This is a genomic window from Lactococcus garvieae (assembly GCF_016027715.1).
Classification (GTDB): Bacteria; Bacillota; Bacilli; order Lactobacillales; family Streptococcaceae; genus Lactococcus; species Lactococcus garvieae_A.
In genome coordinates, this window is the sequence record NZ_CP065691.1 from 469,160 (window position 1) to 491,259 (window position 22,100).

The window sequence follows — 22,100 nt, forward strand, 5'->3', positions numbered from 1 at the left end:
TATTCCATGCGGACGATAATAATTGGGCTGTTTAGGATTATTGCCCCCTTTGTATAAGCGATTTCTGAAGCCACTACCTTATGGTTTTATCGTTTATCAAAACAAAAAGTAGCGGGCTGTTGGCAGTCCGTATTTTACTTTCTAAAGATGAATAAAAGAAATAAAGATAGTTTAAACTATCATTTAATACAGTAAAAAAGAATATTGGAGAAATATGAAAATAAAAGAAGTTATTTTGGATTACTTAAAAGAACATCCCAGTCGCGCCTATGCAGTAGAAGAACTAGCGATGGAGCTAGACCTCACAAAAGCTGCAGATTTTAAGTTTTTTGTGAAAACTTTGGCTTCCTTAGAAGGCGAGGGGCTACTGGAGTTTACTAAAAACGGCAAAGTGAAACTATCCGAAGTTAAAGCAGAACTTGTAGGCGTCTTTCGTGCGAATGCTAACGGTTTTGGCTTTGTAACAGTAGACTCTGATGAGCCAGATGTCTTTATTCCGAAAGGTAGGACAGCATTTGCTCTTGATGGAGATGAAGTAAAAGTCGAGCTTAAAACAAATGCTAATCCATTAAAAGGAACAAGTGCCGAAGGGGTAGTTACAGAGGTTCTTAAACGGGCAGTCACACAACTTGTGGGAACTTTTGTGAAGTTTGATGAAAAAGAACGTAAAGAATTTGACCGTATAGGTTATGTTAAATCACGAAATAAAAAAATTCCTTATCATGTCTTTTTAACAGATAAAGGTTTGCAACCAGAAGATAAAGCCATCGTCCGTGTAGATATTACCGCTTATCCGGATAAGAAAAATCCTAAAAGTATGCAAGGACTCGCTACAGAAATTGTTGGTGAAGCAGGTGATAAAGGAATCGATGTCTTAGAAGTTTTAGCTTCATTAGGTATTCGTTCCGAATTTCCAGCAGATGTTCTGGCCCAAGCAGATGCAGTACCAGAAGAAGTAAATGATAAAGATATTATGGGACGAGTGGATTACCGTAATGAAATTACCTTTACTATTGATGGTGCTGATGCGAAAGACTTGGATGATGCGGTGCACATTAAACGTCTAGGAAACGGAAATTTTGAACTCGGTGTGCATATTGCCGATGTCTCACATTATGTGACCGAAAATTCACCTCTCGATCGTGAAGCATTTGAACGAGGCACCTCTGTATATGTTGCGGATCGTGTAGTGCCAATGCTTCCTGAACGTTTATCAAATGGTATCTGTTCCCTCAATCCGCGTGTAAATCGTCTCACGCAGTCTTGTGTAATGGAGATTAATGCCGAAGGAAAAGTACTCCACTCACAAATCGGTCCCTCTATTATCAAAACAACAGAGCGCATGACCTATGACGATGTCAACTTGATGCTTGATGGTGATCAAGAAGCTCTAACAAAATACGAGGCAATCAAAGAATCAGTAGAAGTAATGTCTGAACTCCATGAAATCTTAGCTGCCATGCGCCGTCGTCGTGGAGCGATTGACTTTGAAACGATGGAAGCACGAATCATTGTTGATGAAAACGGCTTGCCTATTGAGATTCGTAAACGAAGTCGTGGTACTGCCGAGCGCATGATTGAGTCCTTCATGCTTGTTGCAAATGAAACTGTTGCTACAAGTTTTGAAACACGTCATTTGCCAGGGCTTTATCGTATTCACGAGCATCCTAAAGAAGAAAAAATGACACGTTTCCTTGACTTCGCTGCAACTTTTGGGCTACAAGTGAAAGGAACTTCAACAGAAGTCAGCCAAAAAGCTTTACAAGAGTTTTTGAAGAAAGTTAAAGGTCAGCCTGGAGAGTTAGTCCTATCAACAATGCTTTTGCGTTCAATGCAACAGGCGCGTTACTCTGAAGATAATTATGGCCACTTTGGTTTGGCCGCAGAAAACTATACACACTTCACAAGCCCGATTCGTCGATATCCCGACCTCATCGTTCATCGCTTAATCCGCGAGATGGCACAACCAAGCCCTAAAACAATTGAATATTGGGCTGAAAAAATCCCCGAAATCGCTCAACAGTCAAGTAACCGTGAACGTCGTGCAGTGGATGCAGAACGTGAAGTTGAAAAGATGAAAAAAGCTGAATTCATGGAAAAACATGTGGGCGAAGAATTCGAAGGAGTTATTGCCAGTGTCACACGTTTTGGTATGTTTATTGAGCTTGAGAATACTATCGAGGGCTTAGTCCATATTTCAACGATAAAAGGCGAATACATGAATTTCCATGAGCGTATGATGGCCCTGGTTGGTGAACGGACAGGACTTGTTTTCCGTATCGGACAACCAATCAAAATTCAAGTAACAAAGGCTGATAAAGTAACTGGTGATATTGATTTTGAATATATTAAAAGTGATCTTGATGTCGTGGAAAGCAATCTGAAGTCCAAAAAGGAAAAGGATTCGCGCCGCCGTCCAAAAGCTAACCGCTCTGATAAAAAGGATGAGCCTAAGTCTTCGAGACATGGTCAGCATCGTTCCGAAAATTCTAAGGGTAAAAAATACAGCAGTAAGAATAAAGACGAAGAACGTGAGAGCCGAGGCAAGGGTTCGAATAACAGTTATGATAAAAAATCTAAAAAGAAGAAAAAGCCTTTCTATGCTGCTGCAGCCAAAGGAAAATTTGGTAACTCTAAGAAGAAGAAAAAGTGATTTTACTAAATTAATGGAGGGAACTTAATGTCAGATAGTTTGGATTTAAAAAAGACTGCTCTGGTTATGATTGATTTACAAAAGGGGATTGTCAATCGTCCTCATCTTGAGCCATACAGTCGAGATGAAATTCTCAAAAAAAATGAGTTGCTTTTAGCAGAACTTAAAAATACGGATGCGCTTATCGTTTTTGTACATGTGAAAAATTATGGACCAGAAACTTTAAAACCTGTGACCGATGCTGCTCCTATTGCTTCTGGTACGGTGCCACAAGACTTTAGCGATTTTGTTTCTCCCTTGGCTTATGATGCTGAGATAAAAAATAAAATTCATGTTAAAAAGCATAATTGGGGGGCTTTCTATGGGACGGATCTTGATGTGCAACTGCGAAGACGTGGGATTGAGAATGTTATCTTAACTGGTATCGCAACAACCATCGGTTGTGATACCACTGCGCGTGAAGCCTATCAACATGGTTATAATGTAATTGCTGTTGAAGATGCCATGACTGACTTTAATGCTGACTTGCATACAGGGATTGTCGAAGGTATTTTCAAACGCTTAGGTCGTGTGCGCTCTACAGAAGAAGTTTTGGAAATGATAAAATAGAGATGAGCAATTTTCTCTCGCATTATTAACTGGAAAACATTAGGAATAATCCTAATGTTTTTTTTACTCAAAATACTTAACTGGTTGACAATCTTATATAAATATTTTATACTTAACCAGTAAACTAATTTTATTTTATTAAATATAAAATAAAATTCTATAAGGAGGGCACGTAGGAAAATAATCAAAACGGTTGATGGAGCACAACTAAAGATAAGAATTTACTCAAAATACTGTCTTTAATATAAGGAAAAAAGTTAAAGGGGAATGCAATTGGTTTTTTTTAATGGGAGAAAGAAAAGTAGAAAGTTTAAACATAAGAAAACAGTAGGAGTTGTACTAGCAGGTCTTGCAGCACTCAGTTTACTCACTGCTTGTCACACGTCGAGTACTCAAACCTCATCTCAGGAAGAAGATGAAAAGTTGTCTATTGTTACGAGTTTTTATCCCGTATATGAGTTTACGAAAAATATTGTAGGAAATGAAGCCGATGTGAAATTATTGGTTCCTGCAGGAACAGAACCACACGATTATGAGCCATCAGCAAAAGATATGAAGATGATTAGTAATTCAGATGTTTTTGTATATCATAATGAAAACATGGAGACTTGGGTTGACAAGTCTCAAAAATTATGGAAAAAAGATGAGCCAAAAATTATTGAAGGCACAAAAGGTCTGCTGTTACTTCCTGGATCTGAAGAAGAGGACCATGATCATGGTGGAGAAGATCACCATCATGACTATGACCCTCACACATGGCTCTCGCCCAAGATGGCCATAAAAGAAGTTGAAGTTATAGAAAAACAGCTGAAAGCTTTATATCCGCAAAAAGCTAAGACTTTCAGCAATAATGCTACAAAGTACATAAACAGTCTAAAAAAGTTAGATGAAAAATTCAGCTCTGAGTTAAAAAATGCAAAACAGAAAAGTTTTGTGACACAACATGCTGCATTCCGCTATCTCGCTTTAGATTATGGGTTAAATCAAATTCCAATATCAGGTCTAAACCCTGACCAAGAGCCGTCTGCCGCACGGTTAGCTGAGCTAAAAAAATATGTTGAACAAAATGATATTCACTATATTTACTTCGAAAATAACGCGAATAATAAGTTCGCCAAAACTTTAGCCACTGAAGCCAAAGTGCAAATGGCTGTCTTAAACCCTTTAGAAAGTCTGACAAGTAAGCAAATCGATGAAGGAGAAAATTATATCTCGGTGATGGAGGAAAATCTGAAATCACTTAAGAAATCAACTTCAATCAAAGGAAAAGATATCCAATCAGAGGCCCCATCAGAAACTACACAAAATATAGCAAACGGCTATTTTTCTGATGATGCTGTCAAAGATCGGTCATTATCTGACTACACAGGAGAGTGGCAATCCGTTTATCCCTTATTACAAAAAGGGAGCTTGGATCAAGTATTTGATTATAAATCAAAAATACAAAAAGATAAAACCGCCTCTGAGTATAAGAAATACTACGAAAATGGTTATAAAAGTGACGTCAGCAATATTTCGATAAATAGTGATACGATAACTTTTACGAAAAATGATGTAGAGTATACATATAAATATAAGTATGCAGGTTATAAAATTTTAAACTATGAAAAAGGAAACCGGGGTGTAAGGTATCTTTTCGAGACAGAGGATAAAGACGCTGGTGAATTCAAGTACGTCCAGTTTAGTGATCATAATATCTCACCTGAGAAGACCGCTCATTTTCATATCTTTCATGGGGGAGAGAGCCAGGAGAAGGTTCTCGAAGAGCTGGAAAATTGGCCAACATACTATCCAGAAAGTTTATCTCCTCAAGAAGTAGCACAAGAGATGCTGGCACATTAAGACAATTATAGATAGTAAAAAAAGCCATTAGATCAAATCTAAGGCTTTATTTTTTATGCGATGTGATTCAATTATTTTTGAATGAAATAATAGGATGATGCTTCGCCTGAGGCGAGTAAAGCATTTGCTTTATCTTGAAGTTCTTTATAAGATGATGAAACTGTCGATTCATGTTTATTGCCAGCCTTATCAATGTAAACCAATACCCAAGCATGACCACTTGTATCTGTTTCTGCGTTAGGTTGACTAGCATTCGGACCAGTTTGTGGGCTATGTCCACCAGCTCCGTTGTTTTCTACAGGATTATTAGAGTTATCAACCCAACCAGGATCTGAACTCTCAGTGGTGCTTGATGCAGGTGTTTGCTCAGAAGCAGCTGTTGATGAGTCAGATGAAGCTGTTGAGTCAGTTGAAGTTGAAGTTGCTGAACTCTCAGATGTTTCTGTTTCTGAATTACTAGTTTTGGCTTCATCTGATGAAGAACTTTGAACAGAGCTAGAAGTTTCAGTTGTTGTATCTTTCTTTGCATTGGCATTATTGCCACAGGCTGTAAGAAGTAAGGCAGCTGCAAATGAAGCAACTACTAGTAATGATAATTTAAATTTTTTCATAGTTTAAGACTCCTTTAATATTCCTTTGTTATTTACAGTATAACATATTGTAAGTTAAAAACTTAGTCACTTATTTCTAAAATGTAATTTTGAAAGACTTTTGAGCAGTTTGAAAGTTTTAAGTTAAAAAGTTTGTAAGCATTTTTTAAATTTGTTAGAATATATTATAGAGAAACAAATAAAATAATAATATATTAATAGAAAGAGGTGCTTTATGATTTGGTCATTAATCGTTGGTGCAATTATTGGTGTGATTGCTGGAGCAATCACGAGCAAAGGTAAATCTATGGGATGGATTGCAAACATCTTAGCAGGTCTCGTAGGGTCAGCAGTTGGTCAAGCATTGCTCGGCTCATGGGGTCCTAGCTTAGCTGGGATGGCGCTTATCCCTTCTATAATTGGTGCGGTAATCGTGGTAGCTGTTGTATCTTTCTTCCTTAGCAGAATGCACGATTAACAATTAGGAATCTTCTATTATTTCAATATAAAAAACAAGGATGAACCTTGTTTTTTATTTTATCTTAAATGACTAAACAGAGTTGAAAATGTAGTAAATACTGGTATAAAGAGGGAAGAAGTATGATATATAAAACAGTTTTAATCGTTCTACTTGCGTATTTTATATGCTGGTTTATCATTGCTAGTCACAAGAAAAACTATGGACTCGTTAATATAGCATGGGGAGGAGGTTTTGTCCTTACAGCCTGCCTAAGCTTCTTCCTTAATGCACAAATTACCATGCAAAACAGAGCTATTTTAGTACTTGTTGCACTTTGGGGTGTCCGCTTATTTGTACACTTGGCAAAGCAAGATTGGGATAAACCTGAGGAATTTCCCTATAAAAGCATACACAAGAGATGGGGAATTAAGTTTCCAAAGACTAAAGCCTTCTTTACTCTTTTTATGGTGAGATACTTCTTAGTAATCATCATCAGTTTACCGATTATACAAAGTAACTATCGCCCTGCGCCCCAAATTTTTTGGTGGCAACTGATTGGGGTATTAATATGGATAACTGGTTTTTTCTTTGAAGTTATCGGAGACAGGCAACTAAAAAGCTTCAAACGCATTCCTGAAAACAAAGGAAAATTGCTGACTACAGGTTTATGGTCCTTGACATGTCATCCTAAATATTTTGGAGAGGCAATATGCTGGTGGGGGATTTTTCTCATCAGCGTCACTCGGTGGGCAGATATTTGGTTAATTATTAGCCCTATATTCGTCACTTTTTTACTCTTGTTTGTCTCAGGTGTGCCGCCTATGGAGCAAAAGTATAGGAAAAGTAAGGATTTCTAGATGTATGTTACAGATACTTCAAAGTTTATTTCTTTTATTGGAAGGAAAGGTTTATAGGTAGAAGACATTCTCAATTTTACCAAGATATTCTTATACACTTTACTCATATAAAAACCCCCAAGAATTATAGTTCTTGGGGGTTTAAGCTGTCTAACGTTCAAGGATAAACTCAGAGTTGATGGAGGACTGCTCTATTGTTTGAGAAAGAGCCTGTTCAAAGGCCATACGGCCAACTTTTCGACAATGATTGTCCACAGTAGGTAGTTTAAGGAGCTGTCCTGAAAGCAGTCGCTCTTGTCCTACAATGATAGGCTTGGAGAGCTTCTGCTCATCAAACCAACGCCAAACATTTGCAGCAATCTCGTCCGAGTTGGCAAAGATTCCATCAAACTGTGTCAGTTCTGGTGACAGCTGATAAGCATCTTCTGGGGAGATTAACCCCGACTTTATCTGTTCGGAGTTAGCATCTCGTTTGTAAACATCTCTATATGCTTGCAAAGTCGTTGATATAGTGGGGCTTTTGCCCCGTGACAAAAGAAAGCCGATATTTGTGCACCCTTGTGCTTTAAGCCATTGGAAAGCTTCACGGTAGGCCGGAATACGGTTAGCATATGTCGCGGGAATGTTTCTGTTATTTGGTCGATGACAGAGCACGATAGGTCCATACTTCTGATATTTTAGAATCGTTTCTTCGGAAACTTGGCGAGAAGTGAAGATGATAGCTTCAAAGGCTTTTTTACGTAGTTTTTCTAAGTACTGAATCTCGAGTTCTTCATTATAGTTTGAAGGCAAAATAATAATTTTATATCCTGTTTCAAAACTTTTTTCTAAAATACCTTCGAGAATCTTACTGAAAAAAGGAGCTTTAATATAAGGGAGCACCACACCGATATTCCGGGTCGCACCATGTGCCAGCTCTTGTGCTATCGCATTTGTCGCATAATCTAAATCGGCTGCAGTTTTTAAGATTTCTTCACATGCTTTTTTTGAAGCATAGCCATTACCAGAAAGAACTCGAGAAACGGTCGCTTTTGAGTATCCGGTAAGTTTGGCAATATCAGAAAGAGAGGTCATAGGGTTACCTGTTCATTAATTTCACGAATCGCTGAAAGAGCTTCAGTCACGCCGTGGTCAGTATTTTTTGCTACTACCATTTTAACATGAGCCTTAACTTCTGCGCTAGCATTATCTACCGCAATAGGTAGCCCAGCAGCTTTTAAGAGCGGAATATCATTGTGACTGTCTCCGATAGCAGCAGCCTCTTCGAAAGTTAGTTCTTTCTCCTCTAAAATTGCTTGAGCCGCATCGGCTTTTGTTTTGTGGTCGGATGTTATCTCCAAAGTATGGGCTGTAGACTTTGTAATATGAATACCAGGAATATTTAAACTATTAAGCGTATCTTGGATTTCCGCCATTTCAGCTTGATCAAAAGTCATGAGCATAATTTTATATATTTCTGACTTACCATCAAAGTCTTTGATACGGGGTTCAGCTCCTGTAAGTGTTTTTTGGAGAAAGACAGCCTTGTCTTGTTTCTTAATGTACCAGTGGGCCAAGCTATACCAACTGAGACTAACATTTGGAAAGTTTGAAGAAATATAATCTAGAAGTTCCGACACCGTATGGGAAGGCAAAGTATGTTTTTCCATAACCTGAATGCCGAATTCATTTTGAGTAAAAGTCAAGTTCCCATTGAAAGCAATCTGTGGTGTTTGAAGTTGCAGTTTGTCGACTGTTCTAGACATTTCAAACGGACTACGTGCTGAAACGAGAGTAACAGGTACATCACTCAGGCAGACTGACCAACGGTTTGTATCAGAAAGGCTACCTCGTGTATCGAGCAGTGTTCCATCCATGTCTGTAAAAATGTGTTTGATCATTGTTAATTCTCCTTTATGTTTTTTTGATAATTTTATTGTAAATTATGAAACGCGTTCCATGTCAAGTAAGAAGCTTTTCATAAAATAACTGAGAGAGGATTCCCTTGATTTGTAATTTTTTATATAATTTCACATAAATTCTTGCAATTTAAAATATTTTAACGTATAATAAGCTTTAAATTCAAAGAGGAGAAAATCACATGAGCAAAACATTAACATCAACAGTCTTTTACTTTTGGCGCAGATAAGTTGTGTTTATGCTTGGCATGGATACAACTTTTGAGTATTCTCAAAAAGTATCTGTGCCCGTGATTAAAAAGCCGGGTAGCTTACCCGGCTTTTTCTTTTTTGAGTTTAAAAGTTTTTTAGTTTATCAAATTATTAAAGCTAGTCACTCAGTGACCCCAAGCAGGGCTTTATCTTTTTTATAAAAAACTAAAAGACAAAAAATAATAGAAATGAGGGATTTTACTTGGAAAATTCTAATCAAGAACTAAAGTCTTCAATGAAGACAAGACATGTGATCATGTTATCACTCGGTGGCGCTATTGGAGCGGGACTATTTGCTGGATCAAGCAATGCTATACAAGCAGCAGGACCAGCTGTAATGATAGCCTATCTTTTAGCGGGCGTGATTTTATATGTGGTGATGCACGGTGTGGGACAGATTATCATGCATCAAGAAGAAAATGCTGTGGGCTTAGCTGGCATCATTTCTCCTTATGTGGGCAAACGTTTTGCTCACTTTACAGACTGGGTCTACTGGTCACTTTGGATGGCAGTCATGGTAGCGGAATCGGCAGCCATAGCTCAATTTTTAGGCGTATGGCTTCCCCAAGTTCCGTCTTGGGTATTTGTACTTAGTGTGGCAATTATAACCCTTGGCCTTAATCTATATTCCGTACGTGTCTTTGCTGAAACAGAGTACTGGTTAGCCTGGACAAAAATTATTGTTATACTTATTCTTATTGTAGTGGGACTTTACTTAGTAGCTACACAGGTTTTTCACCTGGGTATCAGTGAGGGGCTCGGTAAAATGAATACCTACGGTGGCTTTATGCCACACGGGATGCAAGGGGTGTTCAACTCCATGCTTATCGTTATTTACTCGTATGGGGGTTCTGAGCTTATTGCTTTGACTGTTGCAGAAGTAGAGAATCCCAAACAAGCAATTCCTCGAGCAATTCGCGGTGTGATTTTACGTATTTTCTCATTCTATGTTTTGCCTATGTTTATCTTTGTTGAGCTGTATTCATGGAAATTCTTGAGTACAACTCAAGAAAGTCCCTTCGTTCTTATTTTTGAAAAGCTTGGTATTCCAGGCGCTGCTTTAATTGTCAATCTTGTCATTATCTTGGCACTGTTTTCTGTTATTAATTCGGCTATCTACGCAACGTCACGTTCTGTTTTTTCACGTGCAAAAGGTGCAAATGGTATGATTGGAAAGACACTTGGAAAGCTCTCAAAACGACAAGTTCCGGTTGCAGCTATTATTTTCTGCTCGGGGATGCTCTTCCTTGGTGCGCTTCTTTCATATATTTTTGGAGATAATCTATTTGTCTATCTAGCCGGTTCGATTTCTTACACAATTCTGGTAGTATGGATGATGCTTCTTATTTCGGCGATTATCTTTTACTTCAAGACAGGACTTGGGGGCTGGTTTATCAAGATAGTTTCTATTCTTACATTGCTTATCCTCCTTATCGTAGGCTACAATCTAGTGATTTCTAACTCTTGGGGAATCTCTATATTTGCGCTCATCGTTTGCCTACTTAGCCTTTTAAGCTATCGCAAAAAAGTATCCTAAATTGTAATAAAATAATAGACTGTCAAGTATTTTTCTTGACAGTCCTTTTTTGTTTTGGTAAACTTATTTTAATAATAAAAGCGAGGTAAGGTCTATTGAAATTATAAGTCATGAAAATTGAAAAAATATTAGAAGCGGGTAAACCATCTCTGCCGCAAATGTTTTTTCGTATTCATGATTTATAGAAAATAGACTTTCAAAGATAAAGCCTTTTTGTGGGCTAATTTTGAACTCTTTTTCTCTATTTTTGTGAATGCGAAAATAGAGAAAAGGAGTTTTTATTTTGAATCAAAAACAAAAAGAATTGCAAGATAAATTGCAAAAAATTAAACAAAAACAGCAAAAAATGACTGTCCAAACAGGTAAAAAGGTGCAGTCAAAAAGTCTGAAGCATGCGACTAAACCCCATAACACTTCTCAGCATTATTCCATAGGATTTAACTAAGAGACTGTTATAGGAGCGAGCAAAAACTTGTCATCTGTAGCATGCTATTGAGATAAGTTTTTTAGAACAGGAGATAAATGTCTAACATTAAAATAAATAATTTAACATTCGGGTATACAGACCAGTTGATATTTGATAATGTCAATATCAATATTGATGACAAATGGAAACTGGGACTAGTGGGAAGAAACGGACGTGGTAAGACGACACTCCTTAAAATTCTCATGGGTGAGACGGAAGCAAAGATTGATGTAAAAACCAGTAAAAGCTTTGTTTATTTCCCACAGGAAATAAAAGACAAGGAGCAGCTCACTCTCTTTATCCTACAAGAGTTAGCCAACTTTGAACAATGGGAGTTGGAGCGTGAATTAACTTTAATGGAAGTGGATTTAAATATCCTTTGGCGTCCTTTTATGAGTTTATCTGGAGGTGAACAAACAAAAGCCTTATTAGCTGTTTTATTCTTGGATGAGCAGAATTTTCCTTTGATTGATGAACCAACAAATCACTTAGATAAGCTTTCGCGAGACAAAGTTGCCCGTTATCTACAAGAAAAGTCAGGTTATATCTTGGTTTCTCATGACAGAAACTTTCTTAATCAAACCACAGACCATACTCTTGCTATAGAACGTGCAGACTTGCATGTATATGCTGGGAATTTTGCAGTCTATGAAGAAGAGAAACGACTACGGGATATTACTGAAAAAGCCCAAGACGATAAACTCAAAAAAGAAATCGGACGCCTGAAGCAGACGGCACGTGAAAAAGAAGCATGGTCGCGTAATCTTGAGGCGACAAAATCACGCAAAAAACGAGGATTTGACTCCGAGACTAAGCGTGTCGACAAAGGCTTTATCGGTCGCAAGGCAGCCAATATGATGCAGAAATCGAAAAATCTTGAAAAGCGCATGAAAGAAGATATAACAGACAAGGAAAAACTGCTTAAAAATTGGGAAGAAGTACCTGGTTTGGAAATGAATGTTTTAAATAATCATCAAAAACGACTGCTCAAAGTTGAAAATCTAACGGCTGGTTTTGAAAATGCGCTCTTTCAACCGGTTAGTTTTGAATTAGACCAAGGGCAAGTGATAGCCTTAACAGGAGCTAACGGCATTGGGAAGTCCTCACTTATGAAAGTTTTAACAGGGGAATTTACAGGTAACTCTCAGGGGCATTTTGAACTCGCACATAATCTCATCCTTTCACAAGTCCGCCAAATAGCCGACAATAAAGGGTATCTGAATGACTTTGCGAAAGAAGAAAACATCAACTTGGAAACTTTTCTTAAAAATCTTCGTAAACTTGGTGTTGAGCGCAAAGTTTTTGAACAAAAAATTGAGCATATGAGCCAAGGGCAACAGCGTAAAATCGAACTAGCAAGAGCTTTAACTCAGCCCGCCCACCTTTATCTCTGGGATGAGCCTCTAAATTACTTAGATGTTTTTAATCAAGAACAGATTATTGAGATGATAAAAAGATCAAAGCCAAGTATGCTTGTCATTGAGCACGATCAGTACTTTGTAGACCAAGTGTCAGATATAAAAATAGAGTTATTAAAAAGCAGAGAGTAATTCACTCTTTGTTTTTTAATAGAAGGTTAATAAAGTGTAAATATTTTATAGATATATCTTGACACACCCTTTTTATTCCTGTATACTAAAGAGGTCGGAAGAAATGAAAGCGTTTTACGTGCGTGCGATTTAAGAAGACAAACTGTTCTCTATTTAGAGACCAGAACTTTCCTATAAAATGTTTACAAAAGCAGAAATGGCCGTATCACTTACGGTCATTTTTGTTTGGGTCGAGTGTGAGGATAAATGATTAAAACAATTTTTTATATACGGCCTGTGTTATAATTAGATAAGAATAATTTTAGAAAAGGATTTTTATTTTGGGCCTTATTGCCATAATTGAATTATCTATTTTTGCTGTAAACCTCTTTTTATCAATGACAATTATTTTCAGGGAACGAAAAAGTACATCAACGACATGGGCTTGGCTTTTTGTCGTTAATCTTTTGCCTGTTTTTGGTTTTATCCTGTATCTTTTAGTTGGACGTGGGATTGCTCACTACCGAATTTTTAAAGTGCAGCGGTCTTTTCGGGTAGGCTTTGAAGAACAACTCAAACGTACATGGAGAGTTTATGAAGAAGAAGGCTTTATACAAAAAATCACGCGCAATCATGGAATAACTCAGCTGATCCATATGCTATTTGTGGAAGAAAAAGCTGTCATATCTTCAAACACAGGTGTAAAAATATTTACGGATGGCCGGGCAAAGTTTGATGCACTCCTTGACGATATTCGAAAAGCGAAGCATCATATTCATTTAGAATACTATATTTTTCGAATGGATAATCTAGGAAGAGAACTCACAGAGGCTTTGATCGATGCCGCGCATCGGGGAGTTGAAGTAAGAGTTCTCATAGATGCGTGGGGGAGTAATAAAACGAAAATAAGGGAGTTTGAAGGCTTGATAAAAGCAGGGGGTGAAGTTTCTTATTTCTTCCCGCTGATTTTGTCATTAATTAACCCTCGCACAAATTATCGCCTGCATCGAAAGATCGTGGTTATCGATGGTCAGATCGGATATACAGGAGGTTTTAATGTCGGTGATGAATATGCAACGGAAACAGAAAAGTTTGGTTACTGGCGGGATACGCACCTACGCTTGACCGGCGATGTAGTGTACTCACTGCAAAATAGATTTATCCTAGACTGGAACAGTCAGCATAAGTTTGAAATTTTAGAAGCTGCAGAATATTTCCCCGCAGCTTTAGAACGAGATCGAGTTATCACACAGTTTGTTACTTCAGGGCCAGACGAAGTGAAAGAACAAATCAAGATGACTTATATGAAGATGATTAACAGTGCGGAACGTGAAATTATTATCCAAACTCCGTATTACGTTCCAGATGATGCGTTACACGAATCTCTGAAATTAGCGCTCTTATCCGGAGTTGAAGTTCGTTTAATGATTCCAAATAAACCGGATCATCCGTTAGTTTACTGGGCCACTTATTATTACGCAGCTGACTTGCTTAAAAGGGGGGCAAAGGTTTATACTTATGAGAAAGGCTTCGTTCATTCTAAGACACTCATCATTGATGGAGAGTATTCATCCGTAGGGTCTGCAAACTTTGACAACCGTAGCTTACAGCTGTGTTTTGAAGGAAATATGGCACTCTATGATTATGACATTTCTCAAAAATTACGCGAAGACTTTAAGAAAGATCTGGAAGTCAGCAAGCGTCTGACGATTGAGATTTATGAAGAACGTAGCAGAAGTATTCGCTTTAAAGAAGGCTTGGCAAGACTGATTAGTCCAATGCTGTAGAATAGCCAGAATGAAACGTTTCTACTTATTAATTTGAAAAGAAAGAGGAGAAAACATGGATAACAAACTAAATATTGTTATTATCACAGGTATGTCAGGTGCAGGTAAAACTGTCGCTATCCAATCTTTTGAGGACATGGGCTATTTCGCAGTGGACAATATGCCACCCAACTTGATTGAGAAATTCGTGGAGCTTCTCAACACACCAGACAGTAAAATTAACAAAGTTGCCATGGTCGTTGATATGCGCTCCCGTATTTTCTTTGACCGTTTGCGTGGGATTGTGGCAGAGCTTTCTAACATACCAGAAGTAAATTTTAAACTTTTATTCCTTGATGCAAATGATGTGGAATTGGTCGCGCGTTATAAAGAAACACGCCGTTCACACCCACTAGCGATTGATGGCCGTGTCTTGGATGGAATTACGCAAGAGCGTGAAATTCTTTCTGATATTAAAGCTCTAGCAGAAGTGGTTATCAATACGAGTGAGCTTACACCACGTAACTTGCGCGCCCGTATTTTGGAGCGTTTTTCTGAGACAAAAGAAGCACCGTTTCGTATAGAAGTACTTTCTTTTGGTTTCAAATATGGTCTCCCTATGGATGCGGACCTTGTTTTTGATGTACGTTTTCTTCCCAACCCTCACTACATACCTGAGTTGAGAGATAAGACAGGCCAAGATAAAGAGGTCTTTAACTATGTCATGAGTCAGCCCGAATCTGAAGATTTTTACAAAAACTTAATGAATATGCTCTTACCGATAATTCCAGCTTACCAAAAAGAAGGCAAGTCAGTTTTGACAATTGCCTTTGGATGTACAGGGGGACAACACCGTTCAGTTGCCTTTGCTGAGCGTGTTTCAAAAGCACTCCTTAAAGAAGATTGGCATTTGAATACAAGCCATAGAGACAAAGACAAACGGAAAGAAACGGTTAACCGCTCATGACAAAATCAAAAATAGTTGTTATTGGCGGTGGGACAGGTATACCCGTCATTTTGAAATCCCTCCGAAAGGAAAATATTGAGCTTTCGGCTATCGTCACCGTGGCTGATGATGGCGGCTCTTCAGGACGTTTACGCTCAGCTATTAATATTGCTCCACCAGGTGATTTGCGGAACGTGCTTATTGCCATGAGTGATATGCCTAAATTTTATGCCGATATTTTACAGTATCGCTTTGATAAAAGCGACGGTGAACTAGCCGGACATCCTTTGGGAAACCTTATTATCGCTGCCATTGGAGAAATGCAAGGCTCAACCTACCAAGCAGTACAAACTTTAGCACGTTTCTTCCATGTCAAAGGTCATGTCTATCCCTCAAGTGATGCTGCTTTAACTTTGCATGCTGTCTTTAATGATGGGCATATAGTCGAAGGAGAGAGCAACATTGCTGGTTATAAAGGGTTGATTCATCATGTTTATCTGACCGAAACAAACACAGGTAAAAGTCCACGTGCATCTGAGAAAGTGGTTCAATCCATCATGGAAGCAGACACTATTGTTTTAGGACCAGGTTCACTTTTTACTTCAATCCTACCTAATATTGTGATCCCTGAAATTTGTGAAGCACTTTTGAAAACAAAGGCCCGTATCATTTATGTCTGCAATATTATGACGCAACGCGGCGAAACGGAACATTTTAGTGATGCAGACCATGTTCGTGTGCTCCATGAACACCTCGGTACACGTATTATTGATACTGTGTTAGTGAACAGTGCTGTAGTACCAGAAGAATACATGAATTCCAACAAATTTGACGAGTACCTCGTACAGGTTGTACATGATTTTAAAGCCTTACAAGAAGAAGAAGTTAATATTATTTCTAATGATTTCTTAGAGTTAGTCAATGGCGGTGCCTTCCATAATGGAGATGCCATTGCGGCAGAAATTATGGAAATTAGTGATCGATACGAGAGAAAAAACGATGAGTTTCACGAGTGACATAAAAAAAGAGTTGACTAGCCAAAAAGCGAGTCGAGGTACTTTATTGGCCTTGATCCGAATGAATGGCTCTTTAGGAATTTCTGGGGGATTAACTTTATCCCTCTCTACTGAAAATGCTGCCACAGCCAAATACGTTTATCAAATGCTGCTTGAAATCTATCAGATACGAGCAGAAATTCGAGTACATCAAAAAACGACACTGTCCAAGAATCGTGTTTATACTGTATTTATTGAAGACAAAGTGAATGAACTACTCAATGAGCTACAATTGTCCGATTCGCTCATGTTTTTGGACTCAGGGATTCCTGAATCTGTGAAATATGACCAACAAGCTCAAGAAGACTATATGCGGGGAGCCTTTCTTTCAAGCGGTTCAATGCATAATCCAGAAAAAGGAGATTATCAGCTTTCTATTTCTAGTGTGTATCAAGAGCATGCGGAGGATTTACAAGATATCTTTCATAACTTCGGCTTTGACGCGCGTGTAATTGCACGAAAGAACCGATATATTTTGTATTTATCAAAAGCAGAAGAAATCATGGACTTTCTGACCTTAATAGGCGCTATGAAGGCACGTCTTAAATTTGAAGATGCCAAAATTATGCGGGAGTTACGAGGATTGGCTAATCGTCAATCAAACTTTGAATCAGCTAATATCAATAAATCAGTTTCAGCGGCACAAGATGTTATTTCCGCTGTTAAATATTTGGCAGAAAAAAAAGAATTAGAAAATCTACCCCCATCCCTTACAGAAGTAGCACACGCCCGCATAGCCCATCCTGAGGCTACGATTAAAGAACTGGGGCAATTATTAGACCCTCCTTTAGGAAAATCTGGGGTGAACCATAGATTGAGAAAGCTCACAGCCTTAGCGGAAGAACTAAAAAAAAGCGGTAATTAATCCGCTTTTTTCAATGCATTTAAAAACATTTCAGTGAGAATTTCAGGACGTTTTAGAGCCCTTTCTACAGGGATAGTCTTCATACCCTCACTCATAATATCGATAAATAGGATAAGGTCTTCATCGGTATATTCCGAGCTAATTTCTCCCTCAGCCCGTCCTTTGCTAAAAAGTTTTTGATAAACAAGATGTTGAAGCTGACGTGTATCTGTATCAAAGAAACTTGGTTCTGTCGCATATTGCTTCATCATATTTTGTAGGAAGCTATCGGTCATTAAATGAACCTGTTTGATTTTAAATTGAGAAACTTGGCGAAAAGTTTCGCGGAAGTCCGTATCATGCTCAATAATCTTCTGTATTTCTTGAACCATAAAGTCAAGTTCTCTTCGGATAACCAAATTCATCAAGCTATTTTTACTTTCATAATACTTAAAAATTGTGACTTTAGAGACGTGAGCAAGCTCGGCAATTTCATCCATAGAAATATCAGAAATCAAGCGCTCTCGTAATAGTTTTGAAGTCACTTCTAGAATGGCTTTTTTCTTTTTTTCTGTCTGATTCATTTACTTATCTCCGTTAAAAGAATTCTTTATAAAAATTATAGCGTTTTATTTGTACTATTTCAACTTAAATAGTACAATATGAACTATAAAAACAAATAAAGTTCAAATTCCTTAATCAGCAAGGAGAAAAAAATGGAAAAAGTAATTGAAATAAAAAATCTGCAAAAGAACTTTGGTAATTTTCAAGCGCTGAAAGATGTCACGCTGGACGTCTATGCAGGTGAAGTTTTAGGCTATATTGGACCTAATGGTTCAGGAAAGTCAACAACGATCCGTGTTCTTTTAGGAATAATTAAAGGGAGTGGTGGCTCAGCCTGTATCTTTGGTAAAGATGTTTGGACCCAAGCGATTGAAATTCATAAAAAAATCGCCTATGTCCCAGGAGATATATATCTTTGGCCGAATCTTTCTGGTGGAGAAATTATTGATCTCTTTTTGAAGCTTCACGGTAACGCGGATTTGCAAAAGCGTGATGAGTTGATAGCAAAATTTGAGCTGGACCCCAAGAAAAAGGCCCGCAGTTACTCCAAAGGAAATCGACAAAAAATTGCCTTGATTGCGGCTTTAGCAACAGATTCAGAACTTTATATATTTGATGAACCAACCAGTGGCTTGGACCCATTGATGGAATCCATATTTCAAGAAGAAGTTCAACGCCTGAAAAAAGCGGGGAAAGCTATCATTCTTTCCAGTCATATTTTATCTGAGGTGGAACGTCTCGCTGATCGTGTTGCCGTTATCCGAAAAGGTGAGATTGTAGAAACGGGAACCCTTGAAGATTTGCGACACCTTACACGAGACACATTTAAAGTTGAAACAATCCAGACTGCAGAAGGTCTTCGTGAACTAGAAGGGATACATGATCTCCAAATGAATGGAAATAAAGCCATCTTCCAAGTGGATTCAGATAAAACCGATGTGATTTTAAAAACACTCTTGCAGTATGGGGTGAAAAAGTTAGAATCCACACCACCAACTTTGGAAGAGCTCTTCATGCACCACTATGAGTAGGAGGCGGGGATTATGGATAAACCATTAAATAAAACAATCCAGTTGTTAGGCGCTTTACTTAAGAGGGACTGGCTTAAGCTGTCTTTGTGGATTATTGCTGTTTTAGCCTTTGCAGCTTCGGGTGTTGGCAAGTTTGAACTGATGATGCAAACGGACAGTCAGCGGGAAACGATGTTTAATGTTTTTCGGGGGCCAGCTATGACGGCACTCTTTGGGCCGATGACAGTAAATCAAGGACCAGACTTCACGGCTGCAGCAGCTTATGGGACAACCATGCCCTTGATTACCGCAATTACCTTTGCTATTGTTTCCGTTATTTATGTGATTAACCGTACTCGGAAGGAAGAAGAAGACGGAATTACAGAAGTTTTTCGCTCTTTCCAAGTCGGGAAATTAGCAAGTACAACAGCAGTTGTCATCGAACTATTCTTTTTACATGTGTTGTTGAGCCTTATCTTAGCAGCTTCCATTCAACTCCAGAATGTTACAGGAATGGCAGATTTTTCTGTAAACTTGCTCTTTGCCTCAAGCATTGCCACTCAAGGTTTCCTTTGGGGAATGATTGCTCTGGTTTTTGCACAGATTTTTTCTGAATCAGGAAGTGCTAAAGGTGCAACATTTGGCATATTAGGCATGCTTTATTTGATTCGGATGTGGACAGATACACAGAATGTGAACTTAGGATATTGGAATCCACTGAGCTGGTCTTATTTGACAGCTCCCTATATTGACAATCATTGGCTTCCGATATTATTAGCAGTGGTGTTGAGTTTCTTTTTACTTATTATCGCTTACATTCTTGAAATAAGGCGCGATGTTAACGCAGGATATATCCCTGAAGCAAAAGGGAAAGAAAGGGCTCCTAAAAGCTTACTCAGTTTTACCGGTCTAACGCTTCGTCAACAACGTACAGCGAGTATGGGATGGCTATTTGGTCTCTTTGTTCTAGGCATTACCTATGGTTCGATGATTAATCAAATCGGAGGCTTTGTAGAATCTAGCCCTACGATTTCGAAACTTTTCAATATTGATCCAAACTTGGCAAATGAAGCCAGTCAGGCTGCTAGTAAAGCAATGGTCGAGAGCTTTATGTCCACAATCTTTATGATATGTGCTGTAATGGTCAGTTGTTTTGCTGTGACCTCCTTATCACGAATGGTTTCTGAGGAAAGGAAAAACCGCCAAGAGCAACTCTACGCTTTTTCGCTAAGTCGTTATAAGGTCTATGCTAACTATATGATTATTTCTTGGATATTAGGAGCCTTGGCACAATTTGCAGTTGTTATAGGGATTTACATCGCCCAAGCAGGTAATGAAGAGGCTCTCAGTTTTCTAAAGGTGGCGCAAGCCGGTATGGCGTGGACGGTTGGAATCTTCTTTGTTCTTGGTCTGCTAGGACTCTTGATGGCTTTTGTTCCGCGTGTAAGTTCATTAATCTGGGCTTATCTTGGATTTACTTTTTTCATGAGTTATATAGGTAATCTCTTAGATTTGCCAGCATGGATTAATAACCTGAATGTTTTTCATCATATTTCACGCCTTCCTGTCGAAACGATGGATTGGAACAACTTTATGCTGATACTTGCCTTAGCTCTGATATTTGCAGTTATGGGGATGTTAGCTTATCGTCAACGTGATTTGATAGGAGATTAACAAAAAAATAGTCCATTGGACTATTTTTTTAATTGATGATAGCGATTGTACCAGATATCAACATACTCTTTTGAAAAAGGTCCTCGTTCGTTATTGATCCAATCAACAAGAATTTTGACGTTTTCTTTTAAAATGTGGTCAATCTCGGAAGAATAGTTCATCTGTCTTTTATGACGTTCATATTCTTCAACATCTAGGAGTTTTTTCTCGCCATCTTTAAATACTTTTACATCGAGATCATAGTCGATGTATTTTAGTGCCTCGTTGTCTAAGACAAAGGGGCTCGCAAGGTTGCAGTAGTAGCTGACGCCTTCCTCACGAATCATAGCAATGATGTTAAACCAAAACTTTTTGTGGAAATAAACGATTGCAGGTTCACGTGTGACCCAACGACGGTCGTCTGACTCGGTTACAAGTGTGTGGTCATTTACACCAATAATTGAATTTTCATTTGTTTTCAGTATCATCGTATCTCTCCAGGTACGATGTAGACTGCCATCATGTTTATAGCTTTGAATCGTGACTAGGTCGCCTTCTTTCGGAAGATTCAAGGCTTCACCAACTTTCCAAAATTCAAAGTTCTCGCTTATTATTATATCATAATTTTGGAAAATATTCTGAACTTAGAGCGGGAGATCGAAAAAGCTCAGGCCGCTTAAAAACTCCTTGGGCAGATTTTCAGAGCGAAAATCTTGCCATAGTTTGAGCTCTTTGATAGCTTGATATCTTTTGCGGAGGTGGTAATCCTGCTCAATCCGATATTCGGGAAATTCCTGTAAAAAATCACTGACCATTTGCCACTCATAAGTATAACCTAAAGGACGAGAATGATAAAGAATGCCGTCAATAGATTGAGAAGTAATTCGATGATGCGCATGTCCAAAAATGACATCTGTAATTTGAGGATATTTGATAAAGAGCTGATGAAAAGCCTCAGAACCAAGATAAGCATTGAAGCGTTCAAATTTTTTATAAGCTGTATTGATAGTAAAGGCTTTGTGAGGGACAAAGTGCATGGCAATAATTATCCGACCATCAAAATCCAAGTTATCAAGAAGTTTTTCTAGTCTAAAAAGCGTGTCCTTAGTCGTACGTGGATCACTGTACTGTCGATGAATCTTACGATCAAAGTAAAAGCTATTTTTAAAAGCGAGCAAGTTATCATTGGAGTAAGCATCCGTAAAAGAATAGTCATACCAACCATGGAAACTAATAAGCAGGGTATCACCGAAATATTTAAGGGAAAAATCTTGTGCCTTGATTTCTTTTTCAGATAAATGAACCATATCATGATTACCAAGATTATGACTAATATCAAAAGTATCAGAAAGTTTATTTATAAAAGGTAATGTAATTTTTTTATATTCATTAGACATATCGCCTACCAAATGCAAATCTGTGACGCCTTGCTCTTGTAAAGTGCGTACTAAAACTTGTACTTCAGTATCTGTAAATTTATTAACATCTAAATGCAAATCTGAGAGCAGAGCTAATTTTTTCATAATTAAATTATAACAGAACCGCAAGCCATGTTCTAAAAGAAGTAAC

At 38.1% G+C, this 22,100-nt stretch carries 20 protein-coding genes; 14 read left to right on the forward strand and 6 right to left on the reverse strand.

Features of this window, described 5'->3' with window-relative positions; translation table 11 throughout:
* Positions 1-214: 214 nt before the first annotated feature.
* The 3 genes from rnr (at position 215) to I6G50_RS02500 (ending at position 5,104) form a co-directional block, all read left to right on the forward strand.
* Positions 215-2,653 (forward strand): ribonuclease R, encoded by a 2,439-nt coding sequence (gene rnr / locus I6G50_RS02490; protein WP_197909058.1) that lies wholly within the window; start codon positions 215-217, stop codon positions 2,651-2,653.
* Between the two features lie 27 nt (positions 2,654-2,680).
* Positions 2,681-3,262 carry an isochorismatase family protein gene (locus I6G50_RS02495; RefSeq protein ID WP_197909059.1) on the forward strand — a complete coding sequence of 194 codons (582 nt, stop codon included), beginning with the start codon at positions 2,681-2,683 and terminating at the stop codon, positions 3,260-3,262.
* Between the two features lie 267 nt (positions 3,263-3,529).
* The gene (locus I6G50_RS02500) at positions 3,530-5,104 is read left to right on the forward strand and encodes a zinc ABC transporter substrate-binding protein AdcA (protein ID WP_197909060.1); all 1,575 of its coding nucleotides are present in this window, start codon (positions 3,530-3,532) and stop codon (positions 5,102-5,104) included.
* Positions 5,105-5,175: 71 nt separating this feature from the next.
* Here the strand turns inward: I6G50_RS02500 and I6G50_RS02505 are convergent, their stop codons facing one another.
* A complete protein-coding gene (locus tag I6G50_RS02505) occupies positions 5,176-5,715 on the reverse strand; it encodes a hypothetical protein (RefSeq protein ID WP_197909061.1) in 540 nt (179 codons plus the stop codon).
* 214 nt (positions 5,716-5,929) lie between these two features.
* On the opposite strand from I6G50_RS02505, the gene I6G50_RS02510 reads away from it, so the two are divergent.
* Together I6G50_RS02510 and I6G50_RS02515 are read left to right on the forward strand one after the other, a co-directional pair.
* A complete protein-coding gene (locus I6G50_RS02510) occupies positions 5,930-6,172 on the forward strand; it encodes a GlsB/YeaQ/YmgE family stress response membrane protein (RefSeq protein WP_003136293.1) in 243 nt (80 codons plus the stop codon).
* Between the two features lie 122 nt (positions 6,173-6,294).
* On the forward strand, positions 6,295-7,011 hold the full coding sequence (locus tag I6G50_RS02515) for a DUF1295 domain-containing protein (RefSeq protein ID WP_197909062.1): 717 nt from the start codon (positions 6,295-6,297) through the stop codon (positions 7,009-7,011).
* A gap of 150 nt (positions 7,012-7,161) precedes the next feature.
* Here the strand turns inward: I6G50_RS02515 and I6G50_RS02520 are convergent, their stop codons facing one another.
* Positions 7,162-8,085 (reverse strand): LacI family DNA-binding transcriptional regulator, encoded by a 924-nt coding sequence (locus tag I6G50_RS02520; RefSeq protein WP_197909063.1) that lies wholly within the window; start codon positions 8,083-8,085, stop codon positions 7,162-7,164.
* Entirely contained in the window at positions 8,082-8,891 is an 810-nt protein-coding gene (locus I6G50_RS02525) for a Cof-type HAD-IIB family hydrolase (RefSeq protein WP_197909064.1), read from the reverse strand. The genes I6G50_RS02520 and I6G50_RS02525 overlap by 4 nt, the downstream gene beginning before the upstream one ends.
* 472 nt (positions 8,892-9,363) lie before the next feature.
* Here I6G50_RS02525 and I6G50_RS02530 point away from each other — a divergent pair, with 472 nt between their 5' ends.
* From I6G50_RS02530 to whiA, 7 genes are all read left to right on the forward strand, one after another.
* A complete protein-coding gene (locus I6G50_RS02530; protein WP_197909065.1) occupies positions 9,364-10,698 on the forward strand; it encodes an amino acid permease in 1,335 nt (444 codons plus the stop codon).
* Between the two features lie 283 nt (positions 10,699-10,981).
* On the forward strand, positions 10,982-11,143 hold the full coding sequence (locus tag I6G50_RS02535; protein ID WP_180376135.1) for a hypothetical protein: 162 nt from the start codon (positions 10,982-10,984) through the stop codon (positions 11,141-11,143).
* Positions 11,144-11,220: 77 nt separating this feature from the next.
* A complete protein-coding gene (gene lsa(D), locus I6G50_RS02540; protein WP_197909066.1) occupies positions 11,221-12,714 on the forward strand; it encodes an Lsa family ABC-F type ribosomal protection protein in 1,494 nt (497 codons plus the stop codon).
* A 320-nt stretch (positions 12,715-13,034) separates the two neighbouring features.
* Positions 13,035-14,480 (forward strand): cardiolipin synthase, encoded by a 1,446-nt coding sequence (gene cls / locus I6G50_RS02545; protein ID WP_081167576.1) that lies wholly within the window; start codon positions 13,035-13,037, stop codon positions 14,478-14,480.
* Positions 14,481-14,535: 55 nt separating this feature from the next.
* Positions 14,536-15,426: an RNase adapter RapZ gene (rapZ, locus tag I6G50_RS02550; protein WP_003136306.1), complete on the forward strand. Its 891-nt coding sequence runs from the start codon at positions 14,536-14,538 to the stop codon at positions 15,424-15,426.
* Complete coding sequence (locus tag I6G50_RS02555; protein ID WP_197909067.1) at positions 15,423-16,421, forward strand: gluconeogenesis factor YvcK family protein; 999 nt, start codon at positions 15,423-15,425, stop codon at positions 16,419-16,421. Before rapZ ends, I6G50_RS02555 begins: the two co-directional genes overlap by 4 nt.
* Complete coding sequence (gene whiA / locus I6G50_RS02560; protein WP_042753254.1) at positions 16,405-17,325, forward strand: DNA-binding protein WhiA; 921 nt, start codon at positions 16,405-16,407, stop codon at positions 17,323-17,325. Before I6G50_RS02555 ends, whiA begins: the two co-directional genes overlap by 17 nt.
* On the opposite strand, the gene I6G50_RS02565 is transcribed toward whiA, so the two are convergent.
* Complete coding sequence (locus I6G50_RS02565) at positions 17,322-17,888, reverse strand: TetR/AcrR family transcriptional regulator (RefSeq protein ID WP_197909068.1); 567 nt, start codon at positions 17,886-17,888, stop codon at positions 17,322-17,324. The two genes, whiA and I6G50_RS02565, sit on opposite strands and share 4 nt — an antisense overlap.
* A gap of 132 nt (positions 17,889-18,020) precedes the next feature.
* On the opposite strand from I6G50_RS02565, the gene I6G50_RS02570 reads away from it, so the two are divergent.
* Both I6G50_RS02570 and I6G50_RS02575 read left to right on the forward strand, forming a co-directional pair.
* Positions 18,021-18,899, forward strand: a complete 879-nt coding sequence (locus I6G50_RS02570; protein ID WP_197909069.1) for an ABC transporter ATP-binding protein — start codon at positions 18,021-18,023, stop codon at positions 18,897-18,899.
* 12 nt (positions 18,900-18,911) lie between these two features.
* Positions 18,912-20,552: an ABC transporter permease gene (locus I6G50_RS02575; protein WP_197909070.1), complete on the forward strand. Its 1,641-nt coding sequence runs from the start codon at positions 18,912-18,914 to the stop codon at positions 20,550-20,552.
* Between the two features lie 20 nt (positions 20,553-20,572).
* Here the strand turns inward: I6G50_RS02575 and I6G50_RS02580 are convergent, their stop codons facing one another.
* Together I6G50_RS02580 and I6G50_RS02585 are read right to left on the reverse strand one after the other, a co-directional pair.
* Positions 20,573-21,103 carry a DUF402 domain-containing protein gene (locus I6G50_RS02580; RefSeq protein ID WP_081167591.1) on the reverse strand — a complete coding sequence of 177 codons (531 nt, stop codon included), beginning with the start codon at positions 21,101-21,103 and terminating at the stop codon, positions 20,573-20,575.
* A 72-nt stretch (positions 21,104-21,175) separates the two neighbouring features.
* The gene (locus I6G50_RS02585; protein WP_232252369.1) at positions 21,176-22,054 is read right to left on the reverse strand and encodes a phosphoesterase; all 879 of its coding nucleotides are present in this window, start codon (positions 22,052-22,054) and stop codon (positions 21,176-21,178) included.
* Positions 22,055-22,100 lie beyond the last annotated feature (46 nt).